The organism is Vibrio sp. A1-b2 (assembly GCF_021726015.1).
Classification (GTDB): Bacteria; Pseudomonadota; Gammaproteobacteria; order Enterobacterales; family Vibrionaceae; genus Vibrio; species Vibrio diazotrophicus.
This window is the reverse complement of sequence record NZ_JAKKCI010000004.1, coordinates 178,800-195,371: the sequence shown is the minus strand read 5'-3', so window position 1 is coordinate 195,371 and position 16,572 is coordinate 178,800. Positions and strand designations below refer to the sequence as shown.

At 43.1% G+C, this 16,572-nt stretch carries 12 protein-coding genes and 1 tRNA gene; 2 read left to right on the top strand and 11 right to left on the bottom strand.

What is annotated here, in order from left to right:
* The first annotated feature begins 153 nt into the window (after positions 1-153).
* Entirely contained in the window at positions 154-1,044 is an 891-nt protein-coding gene (yvcK, locus tag L3V23_RS10985; RefSeq protein ID WP_237292399.1) for a uridine diphosphate-N-acetylglucosamine-binding protein YvcK, read from the top strand.
* A 99-nt stretch (positions 1,045-1,143) separates the two neighbouring features.
* Here the strand turns inward: yvcK and luxU are convergent, their stop codons facing one another.
* From luxU to uvrB, 3 genes are all read right to left on the bottom strand, one after another.
* Positions 1,144-1,500, bottom strand: coding sequence for a quorum-sensing phosphorelay protein LuxU (gene luxU, locus L3V23_RS10980; protein WP_102965609.1), 357 nt, complete (start codon positions 1,498-1,500; stop codon positions 1,144-1,146).
* Positions 1,500-2,900: a quorum-sensing sigma-54 dependent transcriptional regulator LuxO gene (gene luxO / locus L3V23_RS10975; protein WP_042486207.1), complete on the bottom strand. Its 1,401-nt coding sequence runs from the start codon at positions 2,898-2,900 to the stop codon at positions 1,500-1,502. Before luxO ends, luxU begins: the two co-directional genes overlap by 1 nt.
* 270 nt (positions 2,901-3,170) lie before the next feature.
* On the bottom strand, positions 3,171-5,201 hold the full coding sequence (gene uvrB, locus L3V23_RS10970; protein WP_042486208.1) for an excinuclease ABC subunit UvrB: 2,031 nt from the start codon (positions 5,199-5,201) through the stop codon (positions 3,171-3,173).
* Positions 5,202-5,827: 626 nt separating this feature from the next.
* Between uvrB and L3V23_RS10965 the strand changes: the two genes are divergently transcribed.
* A tRNA-Asn gene (locus tag L3V23_RS10965) sits at positions 5,828-5,903 on the top strand.
* A 94-nt stretch (positions 5,904-5,997) separates the two neighbouring features.
* Here the strand turns inward: L3V23_RS10965 and fbpC are convergent.
* The 8 genes from fbpC to L3V23_RS10925 all read right to left on the bottom strand — a co-directional run bounded on the left by fbpC (position 5,998) and on the right by L3V23_RS10925 (position 16,375).
* Positions 5,998-7,053, bottom strand: a complete 1,056-nt coding sequence (gene fbpC / locus L3V23_RS10960; protein ID WP_102953790.1) for a ferric ABC transporter ATP-binding protein — start codon at positions 7,051-7,053, stop codon at positions 5,998-6,000.
* An 11-nt stretch (positions 7,054-7,064) separates the two neighbouring features.
* Complete coding sequence (locus tag L3V23_RS10955) at positions 7,065-9,161, bottom strand: iron ABC transporter permease (protein WP_102953789.1); 2,097 nt, start codon at positions 9,159-9,161, stop codon at positions 7,065-7,067.
* A 106-nt stretch (positions 9,162-9,267) separates the two neighbouring features.
* Positions 9,268-10,302 (bottom strand): ABC transporter substrate-binding protein, encoded by a 1,035-nt coding sequence (locus tag L3V23_RS10950; protein ID WP_102953788.1) that lies wholly within the window; start codon positions 10,300-10,302, stop codon positions 9,268-9,270.
* A 103-nt stretch (positions 10,303-10,405) separates the two neighbouring features.
* The gene (uhpC, locus tag L3V23_RS10945) at positions 10,406-11,728 is read right to left on the bottom strand and encodes an MFS transporter family glucose-6-phosphate receptor UhpC (RefSeq protein WP_237292338.1); all 1,323 of its coding nucleotides are present in this window, start codon (positions 11,726-11,728) and stop codon (positions 10,406-10,408) included.
* 92 nt (positions 11,729-11,820) lie between these two features.
* Complete coding sequence (gene uhpB / locus L3V23_RS10940; protein ID WP_102953786.1) at positions 11,821-13,383, bottom strand: signal transduction histidine-protein kinase/phosphatase UhpB; 1,563 nt, start codon at positions 13,381-13,383, stop codon at positions 11,821-11,823.
* A gap of 2 nt (positions 13,384-13,385) precedes the next feature.
* Positions 13,386-14,012, bottom strand: a complete 627-nt coding sequence (locus L3V23_RS10935) for a response regulator transcription factor (RefSeq protein ID WP_102940170.1) — start codon at positions 14,010-14,012, stop codon at positions 13,386-13,388.
* Between the two features lie 269 nt (positions 14,013-14,281).
* A complete protein-coding gene (locus L3V23_RS10930) occupies positions 14,282-15,427 on the bottom strand; it encodes a glycoside hydrolase family 5 protein (RefSeq protein WP_237292337.1) in 1,146 nt (381 codons plus the stop codon).
* Positions 15,428-15,676: 249 nt separating this feature from the next.
* On the bottom strand, positions 15,677-16,375 hold the full coding sequence (locus L3V23_RS10925) for a family 16 glycosylhydrolase (protein ID WP_052404605.1): 699 nt from the start codon (positions 16,373-16,375) through the stop codon (positions 15,677-15,679).
* Between the last annotated feature and the right edge of the window lie 197 nt (positions 16,376-16,572).

Sequence of the window (16,572 nt, the reverse complement as noted above, 5' to 3'; positions counted from 1 at the left end):
AAGTCCTAATTTACCTCTAAATAAGTATATGTCGTTTTCAATATCCTATACATTCTAGTACACCCAAGCCCCTTGGGGTTGTTGATGGGCAATACATTCACAACTTAACTTCCATCGGCTAAGGTTTTATCAAATATTAGAAGAATAAAGATGATGAACTTATATAAAGATAAAAAAGTGGTCGCTATTGGCGGCGGCCACGGTTTAGGACGAATTTTGGCAGCGTTAAAGCATTTCGGTTCTAACGCAACAGGTATTGTAACAACTACGGACAACGGCGGTTCGACCGGGCGAATTCGCCACTGCCAAGGCGGAATTGCTTGGGGTGATACGCGTAACTGCATTAACCAGTTGATTACCGACCCTTCCATCAGCTCGATGATGTTTGAATACCGCTTTAAAGGCAGCGGCGAGCTTGATGGTCATAACCTCGGTAACCTGATGCTAACTGCACTGGATAACCTCTCGGTTCGTCCATTGGACGCAATCAATCTTATCCGCACCATGCTGAAAGTTGATGTGAACATTATTCCTATGTCAGAACATCCATCCGATCTCACTGCATTAGCAACAAACGGCAAATGGGTAACGGGTGAAACCAGCGTAGATGAGATGGAAGACGACTTATTGCGACTCGACCTTGAACCAAAGGTTGCGGCAACGTTCGAGGGAGTCGAGGCGATTGCGGCAGCCGATGCAATTATTCTTGGTCCCGGCAGTTTTCTTACCAGCATAATGCCACCACTACTTCTGCCTAAAATCGGTCAGGCTATTTTTGACAACCAAAAGGCAAAGGTGATTTTTATTGAGAACTTATCACCTGAATACGGCCCTGCGGGTCGTATGAGCCTGAAACAGAAGCTGGAATGGTGCGAACGCGCTTGTAAAAATCGTAAGATTGATGTGGTGATCGGCCCGAAAGAACACTCAGATTTAAAAGACAATTGGAACTGCGTGACTCGCAATTTGGCATCACCAAACCGCGATTGGCGTCATGATCGAGACAAGTTGCGCCTCGCAATTGAAGAGCAGTTGAACAGTTAATTAGCTGACTGAGTTTATGGTTCACGACTGCGGCTACGATTGTTGGCCTCAGTGGTGCTAAAAAACTACCGATAATCGGTAACAACTAACAATCACTGATTAGTCACAACTGCTTGTTACAATCAACTGCTGATAGTATCCGTGAGTCTGGTTAAGAATATCAACCATATTCGCCGTTTCTACTGCTTCATCAAATTGCTCACCTAATTTTGCCTTAGCGTCAATGTCGACTGCCTTAGCACAAAGTCGATCGGCACCAAAACTCGCCGCACTGCTCTTTAATGCATGGCTGATATCTTTAAGGTATTGAGTTTTATCAACAACCTCATTGCTGGTTAAACTTTGCTGATAGGCTACTAGCTCACCAAGAAAAATTTCAAGGAGCATTGGTACGTTCTCTTCCCCAATTTCTCTTGCTAATTTCTCTATCTTGCTTTGGTTTAACACGTCCATAATTATCGACTTTCCTTCTCTTTCTCGTTCCACGTTTGTAGTTTTCTGTAGAGCGTTGAAGGGCTGACATCCAAATAGCCCGCCGCTTTTGGAATGTTGCCATCGCAAGCTTCTATCGCTTTTTCGATCGCCTGTTTTTCCGTCATCCAAAGAGGAAAGATTTCATGCACGGTAATAGGGCCGCTCATCGGCATGTCAACGGGTTCAACACGTTCCTGAGGTAAGTTCAACGGTGGAGGCAACATCTCTTGGGTAATCTCTTTACCCTCATTAAGAACCACTACATTACGCAATACGTTCTGTAACTGACGAACGTTACCTGGCCACTCATAGCGCTTAAAGCGCTCTACCACTTCAGGAGACAAGCGAACAAAACCTTTGCCTTCTTCTTTAGACATATAACCCAACAGCGAATAAGCGATTTCGATGACGTCATCGCTGCGTTCACGCAAAGGCGGCAGATGCAATGGTATAACATAGAGACGGTAATATAAGTCTTCCCTAAAACGCCCTTCCTGCACTTCTTTCCATGGATCACGGTTGGTTGCACAAACGAATCGTACATCCACGCTTTTCATCTTAGAAGAGCCGACTTTTTGAAATGTGCCCGTCTGAATAAAGCGCAGCAGTTTTGTTTGCAATTCTAGATCCATCTCGCACAACTCATCGAGAAATAGTGTGCCACCGTCTGCTAATTCGGCTGCGCCTTGTCGGTCAGCCGCGGCACCTGTAAAGGCACCTTTCACGTGACCAAACAACTCACTTTCAATCAAATCTTTAGGAATCGCAGCGCAGTTAATAGCAATAAACGGTTTGTCACCGCGTTTACTCGCCGCATGAATCGCCTCAGCACACACTTCTTTACCTGTACCACTTTCTCCGGTAATAAAAATGCTCGCTTTACTGGTCGCGGCCGAGTCTATGGTGCGATAAACCGCCTGCATGGTCTGACTACTTCCGATAAAGCCCTGATAATTCTGATTATTAAGGCCATCGGCATCATTTTTTAGCTTGCTGGCTTTGCGAATAGCGTTGTTCACGGTGACACGCAGTCGATCCGCTTCACAAGGCTTGATCAAGAAGTCCTGAGCCCCGTGGCGCATGGCTTCAACCGCAGTATCAATCGAACCATGCGCAGTCATGAAAATAACTGGAACATCAGGTGATTTCTGTTTTACGGCATGCAAAACGTCCATCCCTGTCATATCTGGTAATCGAAGGTCGAGAAGAATTAAATCAGGCTCACGTGCGGCGATGCTTTCTATTGCTTCGCGCCCCGTCCCTACTATGTTGATATCTATTTCAAGTGGAGTGAGATAAGAACGATACAATGCCGCCACGGACACTGTATCTTCCACCATCAATAAGTATTTTGCTTTTTGTGGTGTGTAATTGTGTTGCATAACCTAGCCATTTATTTTTGCATTTTGCTTCATGATTGCATTAGAAGTTGCATTTTGCAAACAAACAAGGACTAAACCATACAACTAGTATGAGAATTGAACAAAAATGGTATTTTATACTTGGCACGCTAAATGCTTGGTACTTAATGACCCTAACGGGTCACCTAGCCAACTGACGTTGTTAGTGAATACAATATTCACGAAATTACAGCCAATAGAGACGATTTCTATTGGCTATTTTTTTATCTGACTGTAGCTCAGAATCCATGGCTAAGAGTTCGCAATAAATTGCTTTCTTAACTCTTCAATCTGATCACGTGTTTTCGCCGCCATCTCGAACTCAAGGTTTTGTGCATACTTGTACATTTGACCTTCTAACTTACTGATCTCTTTATCCAATTGCTGTGGAGTTAAAGACCCATAGTTAGCCGCATCCTCTGCGACTTTAGACAGCGCAACCACTTTACTTGATTTCTGTTTGCGAGATTTCGCAATATCGCCGATTTCCATAATATCTTTGATATTACGTTTTAGCGCCTGTGGTTTAAGCCCCATGGCCTCGTTATAAGCATGCTGTTTTTCGCGACGACGGTTGGTTTCATCCATCGCTTTCTTCATCGACTTCGTAATGCTGTCAGCATAAAGAATGGCTCGACCTTCAAGGTTACGAGCAGCACGACCAATGGTCTGAATCAGAGAACGTTCTGAACGTAAGAAGCCTTCTTTGTCCGCATCCAAAATCGCAACCAAAGACACTTCTGGCATGTCCAAACCTTCTCGCAACAAGTTAATCCCCACCAATACGTCAAATTCGCCTAAACGCAAATCTCGAATGATCTCGACCCTTTCCACTGTATCGATATCCGAATGAAGATATCGTACCTTAACACCATGTTCATGGAGATATTCGGTCAGGTCTTCCGCCATACGCTTAGTCAACGTAGTGACAAGTACGCGTTCATCTTTTGCAGAGCGGATACGAATTTCGGACAACAGATCATCAACCTGAGTAGCCACAGGACGAACTTCGAGCTCAGGATCCAATAACCCTGTAGGACGAACCACTTGGTCAGCCACTTCACCCGCCGATTTCTCTAACTCATAATTACCCGGCGTCGCAGAAACAAAAATCGTCTGCGGTGCCAGTGCTTCGAATTCTTCAAATTTAAGCGGTCGGTTATCCAGAGCAGAAGGTAAACGGAAACCAAATTCCACCAGCGTCTCTTTACGCGAACGGTCACCTTTAAACATTGCGCCAATCTGCGGAACAGTAACGTGGGATTCATCAATCACTAATAAACCATCATGTGGCAAGTAATCAAAAAGTGTCGGTGGCGGCTCACCCTCGTTGCGTCCACTCAAGAATCGAGAGTAGTTTTCGATACCCGAGCAGAAACCTAGCTCGTTCATCATTTCAATATCAAATTGTGTCCGCTGAGTAATACGCTGCTCTTCCAGCAGTTTATTATTTTCAAGCAGATACTTACGGCGCGACTCGAGTTCAACTTTAATACTCTCAATCGCTTCGAGAATGCGTTCGCGCGGTGTGACATAGTGAGTTTTCGGGTAGACCGTAAAACGCGGTAAGTCTCGCTGTTTTATCGCACCAGTGAGCGGATCAAATAAGCTGATGCATTCGACTTCTTCATCGAACATTTCCACGCGCACCGCATCTTGGTCAGATTCAGCAGGGAAAATATCAATCACTTCACCGCGCACACGGAACTGACCGCGCTCAAACGCTACATCATTGCGGGAATACTGAAGCTCCGCCAACCGACGCAGCATATCACGCTGATTGATCACATCTCCTCGGCGTAAATGAAGCATCATCTTCAAGTAGGAATCAGGGTCACCCAGACCGTAAATCGCGGAAACAGAAGCCACGATGATGGCATCTTTGCGCTCCAGCAACGCTTTGGTAGCAGAAAGACGCATTTGCTCAATATGAGCGTTAACAGATGAATCTTTCTCTATGAAAGTATCCGTCGTCGGCACGTAAGCTTCAGGCTGGTAATAGTCGTAGTAGGAAACAAAGTATTCAACGGCATTATTAGGGAAAAAAGCTTTCATCTCGCCATAAAGCTGAGCTGCAAGCGTCTTATTCGGCGCAAGTAAAATCGTCGGTCGTTGTGATCGAGCAATGACATTCGCTAGGGTAAACGTTTTACCAGAACCCGTAACACCCAACAGGGTTTGATGTGCAAGTCCAGCTTCAATTCCTTCTAAAAGCTGCTCTATGGCTTTAGGCTGATCACCGGATGGGCGATAGTGTGATACCAATTCAAACGCCTTACTCATTACACTTTCTTCCTACAGTCTGAACGAGGAACTATTGTCGCTGCTTGCCTTACAGCATGGCAAGTCATAATTGTTATTTACCATTGCGAAAACTTTATATGCGATTCTTTCCCATTGATAAGCACTCATGAAACAGTTTCATAACTACGAATCGAACTTGTGTTTCAGATCTACCACGGCTAAAAAATAACGTTCGCATCAATCTAAAAAGTTTGTTAATATCGTCGCCCCACCGAGTTATACCCATCTAAAATACCCAAATAATAATCCACTGGTTTTCCCCAAAATTTCCAATCTTGACATTAAATTGACCTTTCTCTCGCAGTTTAGAACCGTTAGAAAAAACAGTGGATAACAAGATTTATAAAAGCAAAATCATTAAGTTAGATAAATTATACAATCGATTACATTTAGAGTTTTCACTTAAATGAAACCACTTCAAATGATTGCTCAAGTTTCATCAACACACTTATCCACAAATTTGGTGGATAAGTAAATCCAGCGTAATACCCATAAGGGGTACAGAAAAGTAAACTATTTTTTTTGAAAAAAATTAGCTGAATTTTTTAGTGTAAAGGTTGACACTCCCCGTCCCTCTAAGTAACATCCGCACCGCACTAAGCAATTCCCCCTTAGTTCAGTCGGTAGAACGGCGGACTGTTAATCCGTATGTCGCAAGTTCAAGTCTTGCAGGGGGAGCCAAATTCAAGAAAAAAGACGTCCTAGGACGTCTTTTTTTGTATCTATCACATTTAATTGCTTTTTACTGCTGTTTAATTACTTGACCTCAAACTTTCTAGCCCTCTTTAGGAAGTAAGAACAGACCTCTTGGATTAAATTCTAAATAAGCATGTTTGGTCAATTCGTGGCTAAACTGTGCGGAGTTGAGTTGCAATAGCAGTTCCTGTTCGTGCCATCTCACCGTGACTTCATACATTGACCCCATATAAGCGAACTTCAGTATTTCACACGCTTGGCTGTTTTCGCCTTGTGTGTTCAAAGTAATTGCTTCAGGGCGAACGCCAATCTGGTATTCACCATGTGTCTTGCCTAATGTTGCATCTGGGTCAGCGTCAATAGAATAGCCATTAATATGGATGCGTTCACCATCAAAATGCCCCTGAAATAGGTTTGCCTCTCCCATAAAGTTCGCCATAAACATTGATTTCGGTGATTTGTATAGCTCTTGAGGTGAACCAATCTGCATGATTTCACCACTTTTCATGACAATCACAGTATCAGAAACAGCGAATGCTTCTGCTTGATCGTGTGTTACATATAGAGAAGTGATGTCGAAGCGTTTTTGTAACTCTCGAATCGTTTCACGCATGCTACGGCGTAAATTAGCGTCTAAGTTACTCAAAGGCTCATCAAATAACAGTACTTTAGGTTTGAGAACTAAAGCGCGGGCGAGCGCCACTCGCTGTTGCTGCCCACCAGATATTTGGTCTACAAAACGTTCACCCATACCTTCCAGATCGACGATTTTCAAAGCTTCATCAACTCGCTGGCGAATTTCTTCTGCGGGTAGCTTAAGCATTTTTAGTCCATAAGCGACGTTCTCATACAAAGACATGTGAGGAAATAGGGCGTAGGATTGAAACACCATACAGATATCCCGTTGCTGTATTGAACGTTCAGTTACATCTTCCCCATCAATAAAGATTTGACCACTAGTTGCTTTTTCTAGCCCCGCGACTAAACGTAAGACTGTAGTTTTACCGCAACCTGATGGGCCAAGCAGTGTGACAAGACTACCTTTCTTTATTTCCAAATCCAGATTATTGATAACGGTGTTGCTGCCGAACCGTTTGCAGATATTTTTCAGTACAACGAAGTTTTGTTTTTCCACGATGATATCTCCTAAGAATCTTGATTAGTGGCTTTTGAGCGAGATATACGAGCTTCGCCGACCAGCAGATCAAACAACAATATGATGGCTAACATCACCACAATAAGGACGGAGCCATAAGCAATAGCAATTCCGTATTCTCCGTCTTCGACTCGATTCAGAATATACGATGTTGCAACACGGGTTTCGGGTGTAACTAGGAAAATAATGGCACTCACAGTTGTCATTGCGCGCACAAAACTGTAAACCAGTGTCGATAAAATCGCTGGGCGCAACAGTGGCAAAATGATATGACGAATGGTTTGTAAAGAACTTGCACGCAAGCTCAAAGAGGCTTCATCGAGCGACTTGTCGAGCTGTCCAAGTCCAGCAATGCCAGAACGAATCCCGACGGGAACATTTCGCATTACCATAGAAATCACGACAATGGCTGCCGTTCCTGTGAGATAGATTGGCGCATCATTAAATGCCAGAATATAAGACACACCAGCCACAGTTCCGGGAACCGCAAAACATAGCATGGTTGAAAACTCGATGACCTTTTTGCCGTAAAACTGTTGGCGAACAACAACATAAGCAATCAGTAAACCAAATAATGCTGTGATAGGAGCCGCGACTCCAGCATAAATCATCGTTGTGATAAGTGAAGGCCAAGCACCATCAGACATACCATTACCAAATAGGTTGATGTAGTTTTGCAACGTGAGAGTGTAATCAACCCCCCAGTTCACCGTGAAACTACCGAAGAAGATGCTTCCATATAGAAGCACATTAAACACCATCCATATGTAGAGGGTAATGGTGACTCCTAGCTTGAGAGATGCTGGCATTTCCTGCACATCGCCACGATAAGCTTTGCCTGAGATTGTCACGTAAGAGCGTTGACCTATCCAAAGATACTGTACGACAAATATTGCAAGAGAGAACAGTAGCAAAACTGAACCAAGCGTACTGGCGGAGGCATAATCTAATTGAGCACCAGCAATATAAAAATAGATCTGAGTAGCTAGAACATCAAAGCTTCCCCCAAGCACCAGAGGGTTACTAAAGTCTGCAAGAGACTGCACGAAAATAATCAAGAATGAGTTGGCCAGAGCAGGTTTCAATAAAGGAAGAATGATGCCAAAAAATGTCTGATAGCGGTTGGCTTTCAGAGTATAAGATGCTTCTTCCAATGACGGATGTAGTGACTTCAAAGCTCCATCCAAAATCATGAATGACATAGGTGCAAAAGCAAGTACCTGAGCCAGCCAAATGCCTGTAAAACCATATAACCAATTGGTCTTTTGAAGCCCAAACCACTCGACCATTAGTTCAGTGATATAACCAGACCGACCTAGCATTAGAGTGACACCAAGACCTACGATGAAAGGAGGTGTAACAATTGGCAGTATTGAAAACACTCTAGCAATAAAGGCTGAACGTCTTGCAATACGAGTGGTATAGATAGCGAATATCAAACCGAAGAAAGTAGCTCCAACACCTACTGCAGTTCCAAGAACAATAGAATTACGAATCACGGACAAAGTATGAGATTGTGTGAGAATCTCCATAAACTGCCATGCGGTCCACAACCCCATGTCATCTTTAAACATGGGTAGAAAAATCGCAACACTCGGAAAAATGATAAAAATAGCAATTAGCAAAATGATGCTAATCAGAGAACCAATGACGAAATGATCACCACCTAAATACTCTAGTCGGGCAAAAGCGATTGTCATCACGGCTCCCAACCCAACAAACAGAAGTATTGTGGAATAACCTAACCCTTGATGAGTGAGCCAAGAACTAGCGAGTATTGCAAGCATGCAGAACACTGAATAACCAATATCAATGTAGTGACGAACTTTATGATTGCGGCCTAATGGCTGAAGCGGACGAATTGCTAGAAACGCTGGCAAACTAAACCAGAACCAAGATATGTTCAGAGAACTCCACCCCATGGCGTCATAAAATTCGTCAGAGGTTGATTCAAACAGACCATAGTCCAAAGCAAAGGATGGCAGAAGAATAAAACTAAAGAACACAACGCCAAGCCAGTAAAATACAGCATCTATTCGCCGTGGCTGGCTGTTCGCGAGGTTCAATGCTTGAGTTCGCTCGTTCATTATGGAACCTTTATTTTGAGTTGCATTCAGCCTGCCCACCCAATACTGGCAGACTGAATGTCAGGTGATAAAAACCGTCAAATGACGGTCAGAAATACTAGGGAGGTTAGTTGCCCATTTTGACGTCGTTTACCCATTTGGTAATTAGACGCTTACGTTCGTCGGATGAACCGTAGGTTTCCATGTCGTAGTTAATTAACTTTAGTTCTTTTGGATTCAACGCATTAGGTGATTGTTCAGCCTGAGTATTCGTCAAAATTTGGAACGACTCGCCTTGTTTCCAAGCCAATTCCTGACCTTCTTTCGACAGTACCCAGTCAACGAACAATTTGGCGTTATCTAAGTTTCGAGCACCTTTGATGATACTCACTCCGCCAATTTCATAACCGGTTCCTTCACACGGTGAAATCAGCTCCAACGGAGCGCCTTTTGACTGTTCAAGAGAATAGTCGTGTAGGAAGCCAATACCGATTGCGATTTCTCCACGTGCCGAATTGCGAGACGGGGTAACGCCAGATTTGGTGTATTGAGAAACGTTTTTGTCTAGTTGCTTGAAGTACTCAAATGCACTTGGCTCGTCCCAAAGTTGAATAAAGGTCGCCAATGCTGTGTATGCTGTTCCAGAGCTTTGAGGGTCAGCTATCTGAATTTCTCCCTTGTATTCTGGTTTGGTGAGATCACTCCAACAACGCGGAATAGGAACCCCTTTCTGGGCAAGCCGTTCAGTATTAACACCGAACCCCAAAATACCCATATATACTGCAGATGAGTAGTTTCCTTTACGTTTAGCTGGATCTCGGAAGTTTGTCATGATGTTTTCAAGCTGGGTAGATTTATAGGCCTGTAGTAGGTCCATTTCGCCAGCTTGCGATTGTGGGTCAAGCGTACCGCCATACCAGACATCGGCACGAGGGTTATTCTTCTCCGCATCAATTTTTGCAAGTGTACTACCGGATCCATTGCGAACAAATGATGTCTTAACATCAAATTTTTCAGAAAACGCTTTGGTTTCGGCTTCACACATGGCGTTAGTGGCACTGCAGTAGACTACAAGCCGCCCTTCAGCTTGAGCGACGGGCGTTGCCATAACAGAGCCAAGGATACTTAGAGCGAGCAGCGTACGTTTTGCTTTTACAATCATTGGTTTTTCCCTCTTTATTAATGCCTGCCTGAATTCCTGATCAGGCAAGAAGCCAATCAGGTCACCATTAGAAGCATTGTCACGTTGTTAGATAGTAAAGCTTTCATGATATTGGTAGCTCATCGTCCGAATTCGGTTGCTGAGCCTTTATAAAAGGAAGCAGTTGTAAACTAATCACAGCTGCCGCCGCAGTAATCAAACAGAAAAATCCTTCCCACCCCCAATGCTCGATAGCGAGAGACATTGGATAACTCGCAAGCGCCGCGCCGAGATAACTGAATAAGCCTATAAATCCGGTAGCCGTACCAGCTAGGTCTTTCCTAGCGCATTCGGCGGCGGCCATACCAATCATCATCTGTGGGCCAAATACAAAAAAACCGATACAGAAAAAACATCCAGCTAGAAATCCTATATGCTGCACTGGGGTTAACCACAGTGCTGCAACTGAAGCAAAAATACCCAAGGCGAAAATCAAATTCATCGGTGCACGATTACCATGGAAATATCGGTCAGAACCCCAACCACCAAATAGCGAGCCCAAAAAACCACCCACTTCAAACATGGAAACCGCGCTATTTGCACTCAAGACGTCATAGGAATGCCGTTCCACTAGGTACAAAGCACCCCAGTCGTTAATTGCAATTCTCACGACATATACCAGCAGATATGACCCACACAGCAGCCATATGTAACGGTTTGTCAGCACATAGCGATAGACTGCTACATTGAAAGACAGTCCTTGTCCTTCCTTTTCATGTTCCAACTCAAGTGAATCATTGCGCCATTGACCAACGGAAGGTAATCCAATATGGGTCGGTTTTTCCTGTATGCGGTAACATAGCCAAATGCCAACTAATACAGCACCACAACCAGGGACGATAAACCCATAGCGCCAGCCAAAATTCAAACTAATAAAACCAATTGTGATAGGAATCAAAGCTCCGCTAAGGTTGTGGCAGGTATTCCAAATTGACCACCAGAACCCTCGCTCACTTCGTGAATACCAACTGGTTAGTATTTTGGCGCATGCTGGCCACCCCCACCCCTGAAAAAACGCGTTTATCGTCCATAGCAATGTGAACGCAAGTAATGAAGAGCTAAAACCAAAAGCGATATTTACAATACCAGTAGCTATCAAACCCAATCCCATAAAATATCGAGATCTGGAACGATCTATCATCAAGCCAGAAACAAACTTAGAAACACCATAGGTTAAATAGAACATGGTACCTAATAGACCAAAGTCGGAATAATCCATCCCTAAGTCAACCAACATCCCTGGTAGTGCAAAGTTGTAACTTTTACGGGTAAAGTAAAAAACCGCGTATCCGACATACATGGATACCATCAACCGAATGCGCCAATAACGATAAGCCTGATCGGTGTCCATGTTTGTGCTGTTGGTTTGTGTCGGCACAATGTTCATGCTTGTTTGTCCTTGTTAAATCTGATCCTAAAGAGAAGGAGAGGGAAAAACATGAGAAGGATTTGTATTCATCTAGGAAATATTCCTAGTTTCTAATCTGTTGGTAACGATTTTGTGGGTAGGTTAACAATAATACGAGTGCCACCAGGATTAGATGAAGTGGTTAGTTTAAGACTACCTCCAAGTGCGGATACTCGTTCAGTCAACCCTTTAATTCCTTGCCCACGGATGCGCCAGTCTTCAGGAAGGCCTATACCATCATCTTTTACTTCCAGAACCATGTCACTGCCCGGGAACAAGCTGATGTTTACATTACGAGCCTTGGCGTGTTTGGAAACGTTGTTTAGAAGTTCTTGAACAATACGAAACAGTGTCACACTGGTGGTGTCATCTAGCTTTTGTGGGTCCACACCAATATTTAGACCAACTTGAATACCCTGTTCAGTGAAACGCATTTCCTGAATCAATTGGCGAATTGCGTGTTCTAACCCCAGTTCATCAAGAATATGTGGCCTTAGTTGCTTCAACAATTGTCTGGTTGAGTGATGCACTCTCATGGCCAAAGATTGAATGCTCGTCGCTGCACTTCTAGCTTGTTCGTCTTCAGCTAGGCGTTGAGCCAACATGGATTGGATCTGGATGGCTGTGATGTTTTGGCCGATTTCATCGTGTAACTCTCTAGCCACTGATTTACGAATTTGTTCCTCGACGGAAACTAACTGACGTGCAAGGTTTTGCTTTACCGCCAGTTCCCTAGCCAGTCTTTGGTTAACTTTCTGGAGCAACATAGATAATTGATGTTGACGACTGATAGCAATACCTAAGCCCAGACCAATCAAGGCCTGGCTGGACATAAAGATCAACAGCTCCTGATCGGATTCAAATGAGCCACTGAGCTGTCTTGCTGTAGCAAGCAATATACTGTTTAGACTGCTTGCCAACACTCCGCCTTGCCATCCATAACGATAAGCCAGAAATATTGTCGGTAACATGATGATCAACAGAGCAAATGGCTTCATTTGGTCAAGCAGAGTAAGCTCCGCCAGCAATCCCGATGAAAAGAAAAATAGGCTCCAAACCAACATCTTTGGCTGTAATTTCACATCCTGATGTATGAGCTGCGGTGTCAATGGTGACCAAGTTTGGTGACGTAGATAATCTGCCACCAGATACAAAAACGGTGTTAATACAATGCCGCCAGTTAGGGATGCGACTGTAACTGCGGTTATCGTATCTGCGTTGATGCGAAGAGGTTTACCAAGCATTACAAACGTTAGTCCTGTGGCTGCGCTGTGCACGACAACCAACGCAACGATCAACAACAACTTTTGCCAGTAAAGAGAAATGTGTTGCCAACGTTGGCGAGCAAAAGTTACTGTGGCCCAAGCAACAAACGGCATCAACAACAATACCGAGTCCGCCTCCGTTGGCAAGTACGCCCAAATAGCGCCTGCAAGTAGTAAATCACTGACCAACAACACCCAGATGTAATTAGGCTTCACCAAGAGATAAGCAGCCAATCTAAGTCCAGTTGGAAACAACAAATAGGCGTGTAACGGAGCTTGACTTAAATACTGACTAATATTCCATAAACTAAACTGAGTGATACTGTAGAGTAAAAAGCTGAATAATAAGTTGAACACAACTCCAGACATACTCAGCCTTCAGCAAGCAAATGGTGATGAATGGCGAAACGGATTAAGTCAACGTTGTTAGTTAGGTTTAATTTGCTAAGGATATTAGCTCGGTGAACATGAACCGTTTTGTGACTAAGAAAGAGTGACTGTGCAATTTCTTTGACTTCTTTTCCCTTAATCAATTGGTCGAATACTTCTAGCTCACGTTTTGTCAGCTCTACCAAAACATTGTTGATATCTGGATTACTAAGATTAATCAGTGCATCAGCGCACAAATAACGCTTACCTGATGCAACAGTGCGGATTGCGCTTGCTAGTTCACTAGGGCCGCAGCGCTTGGACAAGTAACCTTGCGCACCAGCATCAAGCGCTTTCTTTACGAAAGATGCAGAATCGTAGATGCTTAAAATTATAGCTTTAAACGCAGGATCACTCCGACGAAGCCTTTCCAAAAGACTCAAGCCATTTTCGTCAGGCATGGATATATCGATAACAGCCACATCCACAGGAGTCTGAGTTAATGTATGGAAGGCATCCTTAGCGCTATCAAATTCACTAGCTACAACAATATCTTGTTCTAGGTTCAGTAACTGAGCAAATCCGGAACGCACGATAGTATGATCGTCAATCAAAGCTATTTTTATCATCGCTGTTTACTTATATAACTTGTGTTAACACTCTGAATATTGAATAGCAGTCTATCGGGTATTACATTATGTTATCGAGACGTAATGCACAGCGTAATTATTTCTATTAGTTGCAGAATCGACAAGGATTCAATTTTCCAAGTTTTAAAGCGCTCCAAAATCCCCAATCAGTATTTAGACAACGGTTATAAGTGTATTAAGACCTCCTAAATAAGCTTGGTAAACTCTTTCGCAAAATCAATGACATTCTTAGACAATGCGGTAACAACTCAAAGACTATCCACGTCTTCTGGTATTAATCCACCAAGTAGTGCTTTTCGCCACTGCCCGGAATGTGGGTCGTAAGCACCAAAACCGGAGCTATACTCCCAATAATTCCAGCTATACCCTCTCTTTTCTGCTTCCCTTGTAATGAATGCAGTCCAAGCTTGCTGATCCTCTGGCGGAGCATATAGGCTGTATACCCCAAACTCACCAATATTTATTTCAAATCCACGGTTTGGTGCCGCGTTCCATTTATCTACAACATTTAGGTAATCGAGTAGCACTTTACGCTGGGGTTGTGTCGCCAACCAACGAGTACCGATCCATGCATCGGTGCCTTCAACCCATGAAGCTCCCTGATGAGTAAATTTAAACGGTTCGTAGAAATGTACAGTGATGATTGTGTTCTTGGGATTCGCCGCCCTCGGAAGTCGAAGATATGGCAGTTTCGCCACACCGCCCCAATCCGCAGTTCCAATCATGACCTTACGTTGCCCAAGAGCGTTATTTTGAGTTTTAGCATTCTTATTCCAAACAAGATTGGTTAACTCTACAACTAGGCTATTCCATTCTCTCACTCCAACGTCTTCATGAGGTTCATTTAGAAATTCAAAAATCAGCTGATCCTCTCCGTATTGACTGATAGGGAAACGGTTAGATATTTGCTGCCAGAACTTTAATAGCCGTGTACGCTGATAGCTATAATCTCTTTTGTCATAAAATAGTTCATTAAAATGATGGGTATTAATAATTACTTTTAAGTTTTCTTGGATTGCTTGATCAACCACCTCTTGAACCCGTAACATGAAAGCATCATCGATAGTGTTGGGATCGCTAGGCAGTGTATGCGCGCTCCAACGGATGGGAATCCTTACACTTGAAAAACCTGATTGACTGATGTTTCTAAAATCACTCGCCTTAATGGTCAGGTTACTATTCCACTCTCCTTCGTAAGTGGGAGATTCCAGATAATTTCCCATATTAATGCCCCGTCCAAGTAGCGTGTTGCTCAGCCCTTTGCTTTTATTCCAGTGATACATATCTGTGTAATAGCTTTTTTCTAACACAACAGATTGCTCACTTAGCTTGAAATTATTTATATCTGAGCCACACCCCGCAACGGCGAAGAGACTAAAAGCCGCGGTACTCATTATTTTTATTCTATAACTCATAAAAAAGCGTTCCCCTAAAGATCACGTTCATCATGCATCACTTCAATACTCTAAAAATAACTAAGCCCTACCTCCATAGAAGTAGGACTTATGTGAAGCCTGTGAATGGCAATGTTCCATCAATAATATTTGGATGTCTTAACAACAGTAATTATTTAGCATTCTTTCATTTAAAATATAAACAAAAATAAACACCCACCTTGGAGTTGATTATTTTCACGCTAGGCGTTACTCATATGGAATAAATCTAACTGTTTTATATTTGGCATATACAGGATAACCATTGTAATAGCTTGGTGGGAATTGAGGATTGGCGCTTATCCAGTTATTAATAAAAATTTGCATATAGTCTGAAACTTTTTGATTCGCTCTTCGAACTTGAACCCATCTATTTTGATAGCGGCTGAATACTTCCCAAGTCACACCATACTCGTCGATCGTAAATGCATATTTTTCCATGCTCCAAATCGACATACCATACTGCCCCAAGTCAATGTCTAGAGGAAACTGTTGGCCGCCAATCCATACGTTAGTGTGCAGTAAATTGGTTCCTCCCATTAACTCAATATCCACTTCATAATGACTGTATGTGCCAGCTTCTCCCGCATAAGTAAAAAAGGAGCTTATAGTCCCAGGTACAGCACCTGCCTGCATTTCGACTTCATAGCGACCACGTCGGACATATTGATCGGTTCGAATTTCAGAGCAACTCTTTCCATAAGACTCTGACTTTGCGTGCATAATTAATAAGTCAGCTTCGCGCCAAATATTTTGTGCTTTCCATGTACAATCAAACTCACTTCCCCCATTTTTCCAACCATCAGAAACAAGCCAGTTCATCCCGCTCCAATTCAAAGCGTAACTGGAAGAAGCAAACAAAATATTAAGTAGCACCGCATAACTACAGTTTCGTAGAATAGTGTTCATGGTTAATCTCTTAGCTAGGATAATATACCCGATGTATAACTTCATAGTTTTCAAGAACAAAGCACAACAGCAAAATATCTTTGTTTCCTCTTTTATTTCAGGAATAACTCTAGAATGATTTCTTAAAATTTGTCTATACCTATCTATGAAAATCGCAAACAAGTCATTTATGAAAACTTGAAACAATAGGCACTATC

Excerpts from the sequence above, each read along its gene's own strand:
- L3V23_RS10925 (WP_052404605.1), bottom strand. The coding sequence starts at position 16,375 with ATGAACACTATTCTACGAAACTGTAGTTATGCGGTGCTACTTAATATT.
- L3V23_RS10955 (WP_102953789.1), bottom strand. The coding sequence starts at position 9,161 with ATGAACGAGCGAACTCAAGCATTGAACCTCGCGAACAGCCAGCCACGG.
- uvrB (WP_042486208.1), bottom strand. The coding sequence starts at position 5,201 with ATGAGTAAGGCGTTTGAATTGGTATCACACTATCGCCCATCCGGTGAT.
- uhpC (WP_237292338.1), bottom strand. The coding sequence starts at position 11,728 with ATGAACATTGTGCCGACACAAACCAACAGCACAAACATGGACACCGAT.
- uhpB (WP_102953786.1), bottom strand. The coding sequence starts at position 13,383 with ATGTCTGGAGTTGTGTTCAACTTATTATTCAGCTTTTTACTCTACAGT.
- luxO (WP_042486207.1), bottom strand. The coding sequence starts at position 2,900 with ATGCAACACAATTACACACCACAAAAAGCAAAATACTTATTGATGGTG.
- L3V23_RS10935 (WP_102940170.1), bottom strand. The coding sequence starts at position 14,012 with ATGATAAAAATAGCTTTGATTGACGATCATACTATCGTGCGTTCCGGA.
- yvcK (WP_237292399.1), top strand. The coding sequence starts at position 154 with ATGAACTTATATAAAGATAAAAAAGTGGTCGCTATTGGCGGCGGCCAC.
- L3V23_RS10950 (WP_102953788.1), bottom strand. The coding sequence starts at position 10,302 with ATGATTGTAAAAGCAAAACGTACGCTGCTCGCTCTAAGTATCCTTGGC.
- L3V23_RS10930 (WP_237292337.1), bottom strand. The coding sequence starts at position 15,427 with ATGAGTACCGCGGCTTTTAGTCTCTTCGCCGTTGCGGGGTGTGGCTCA.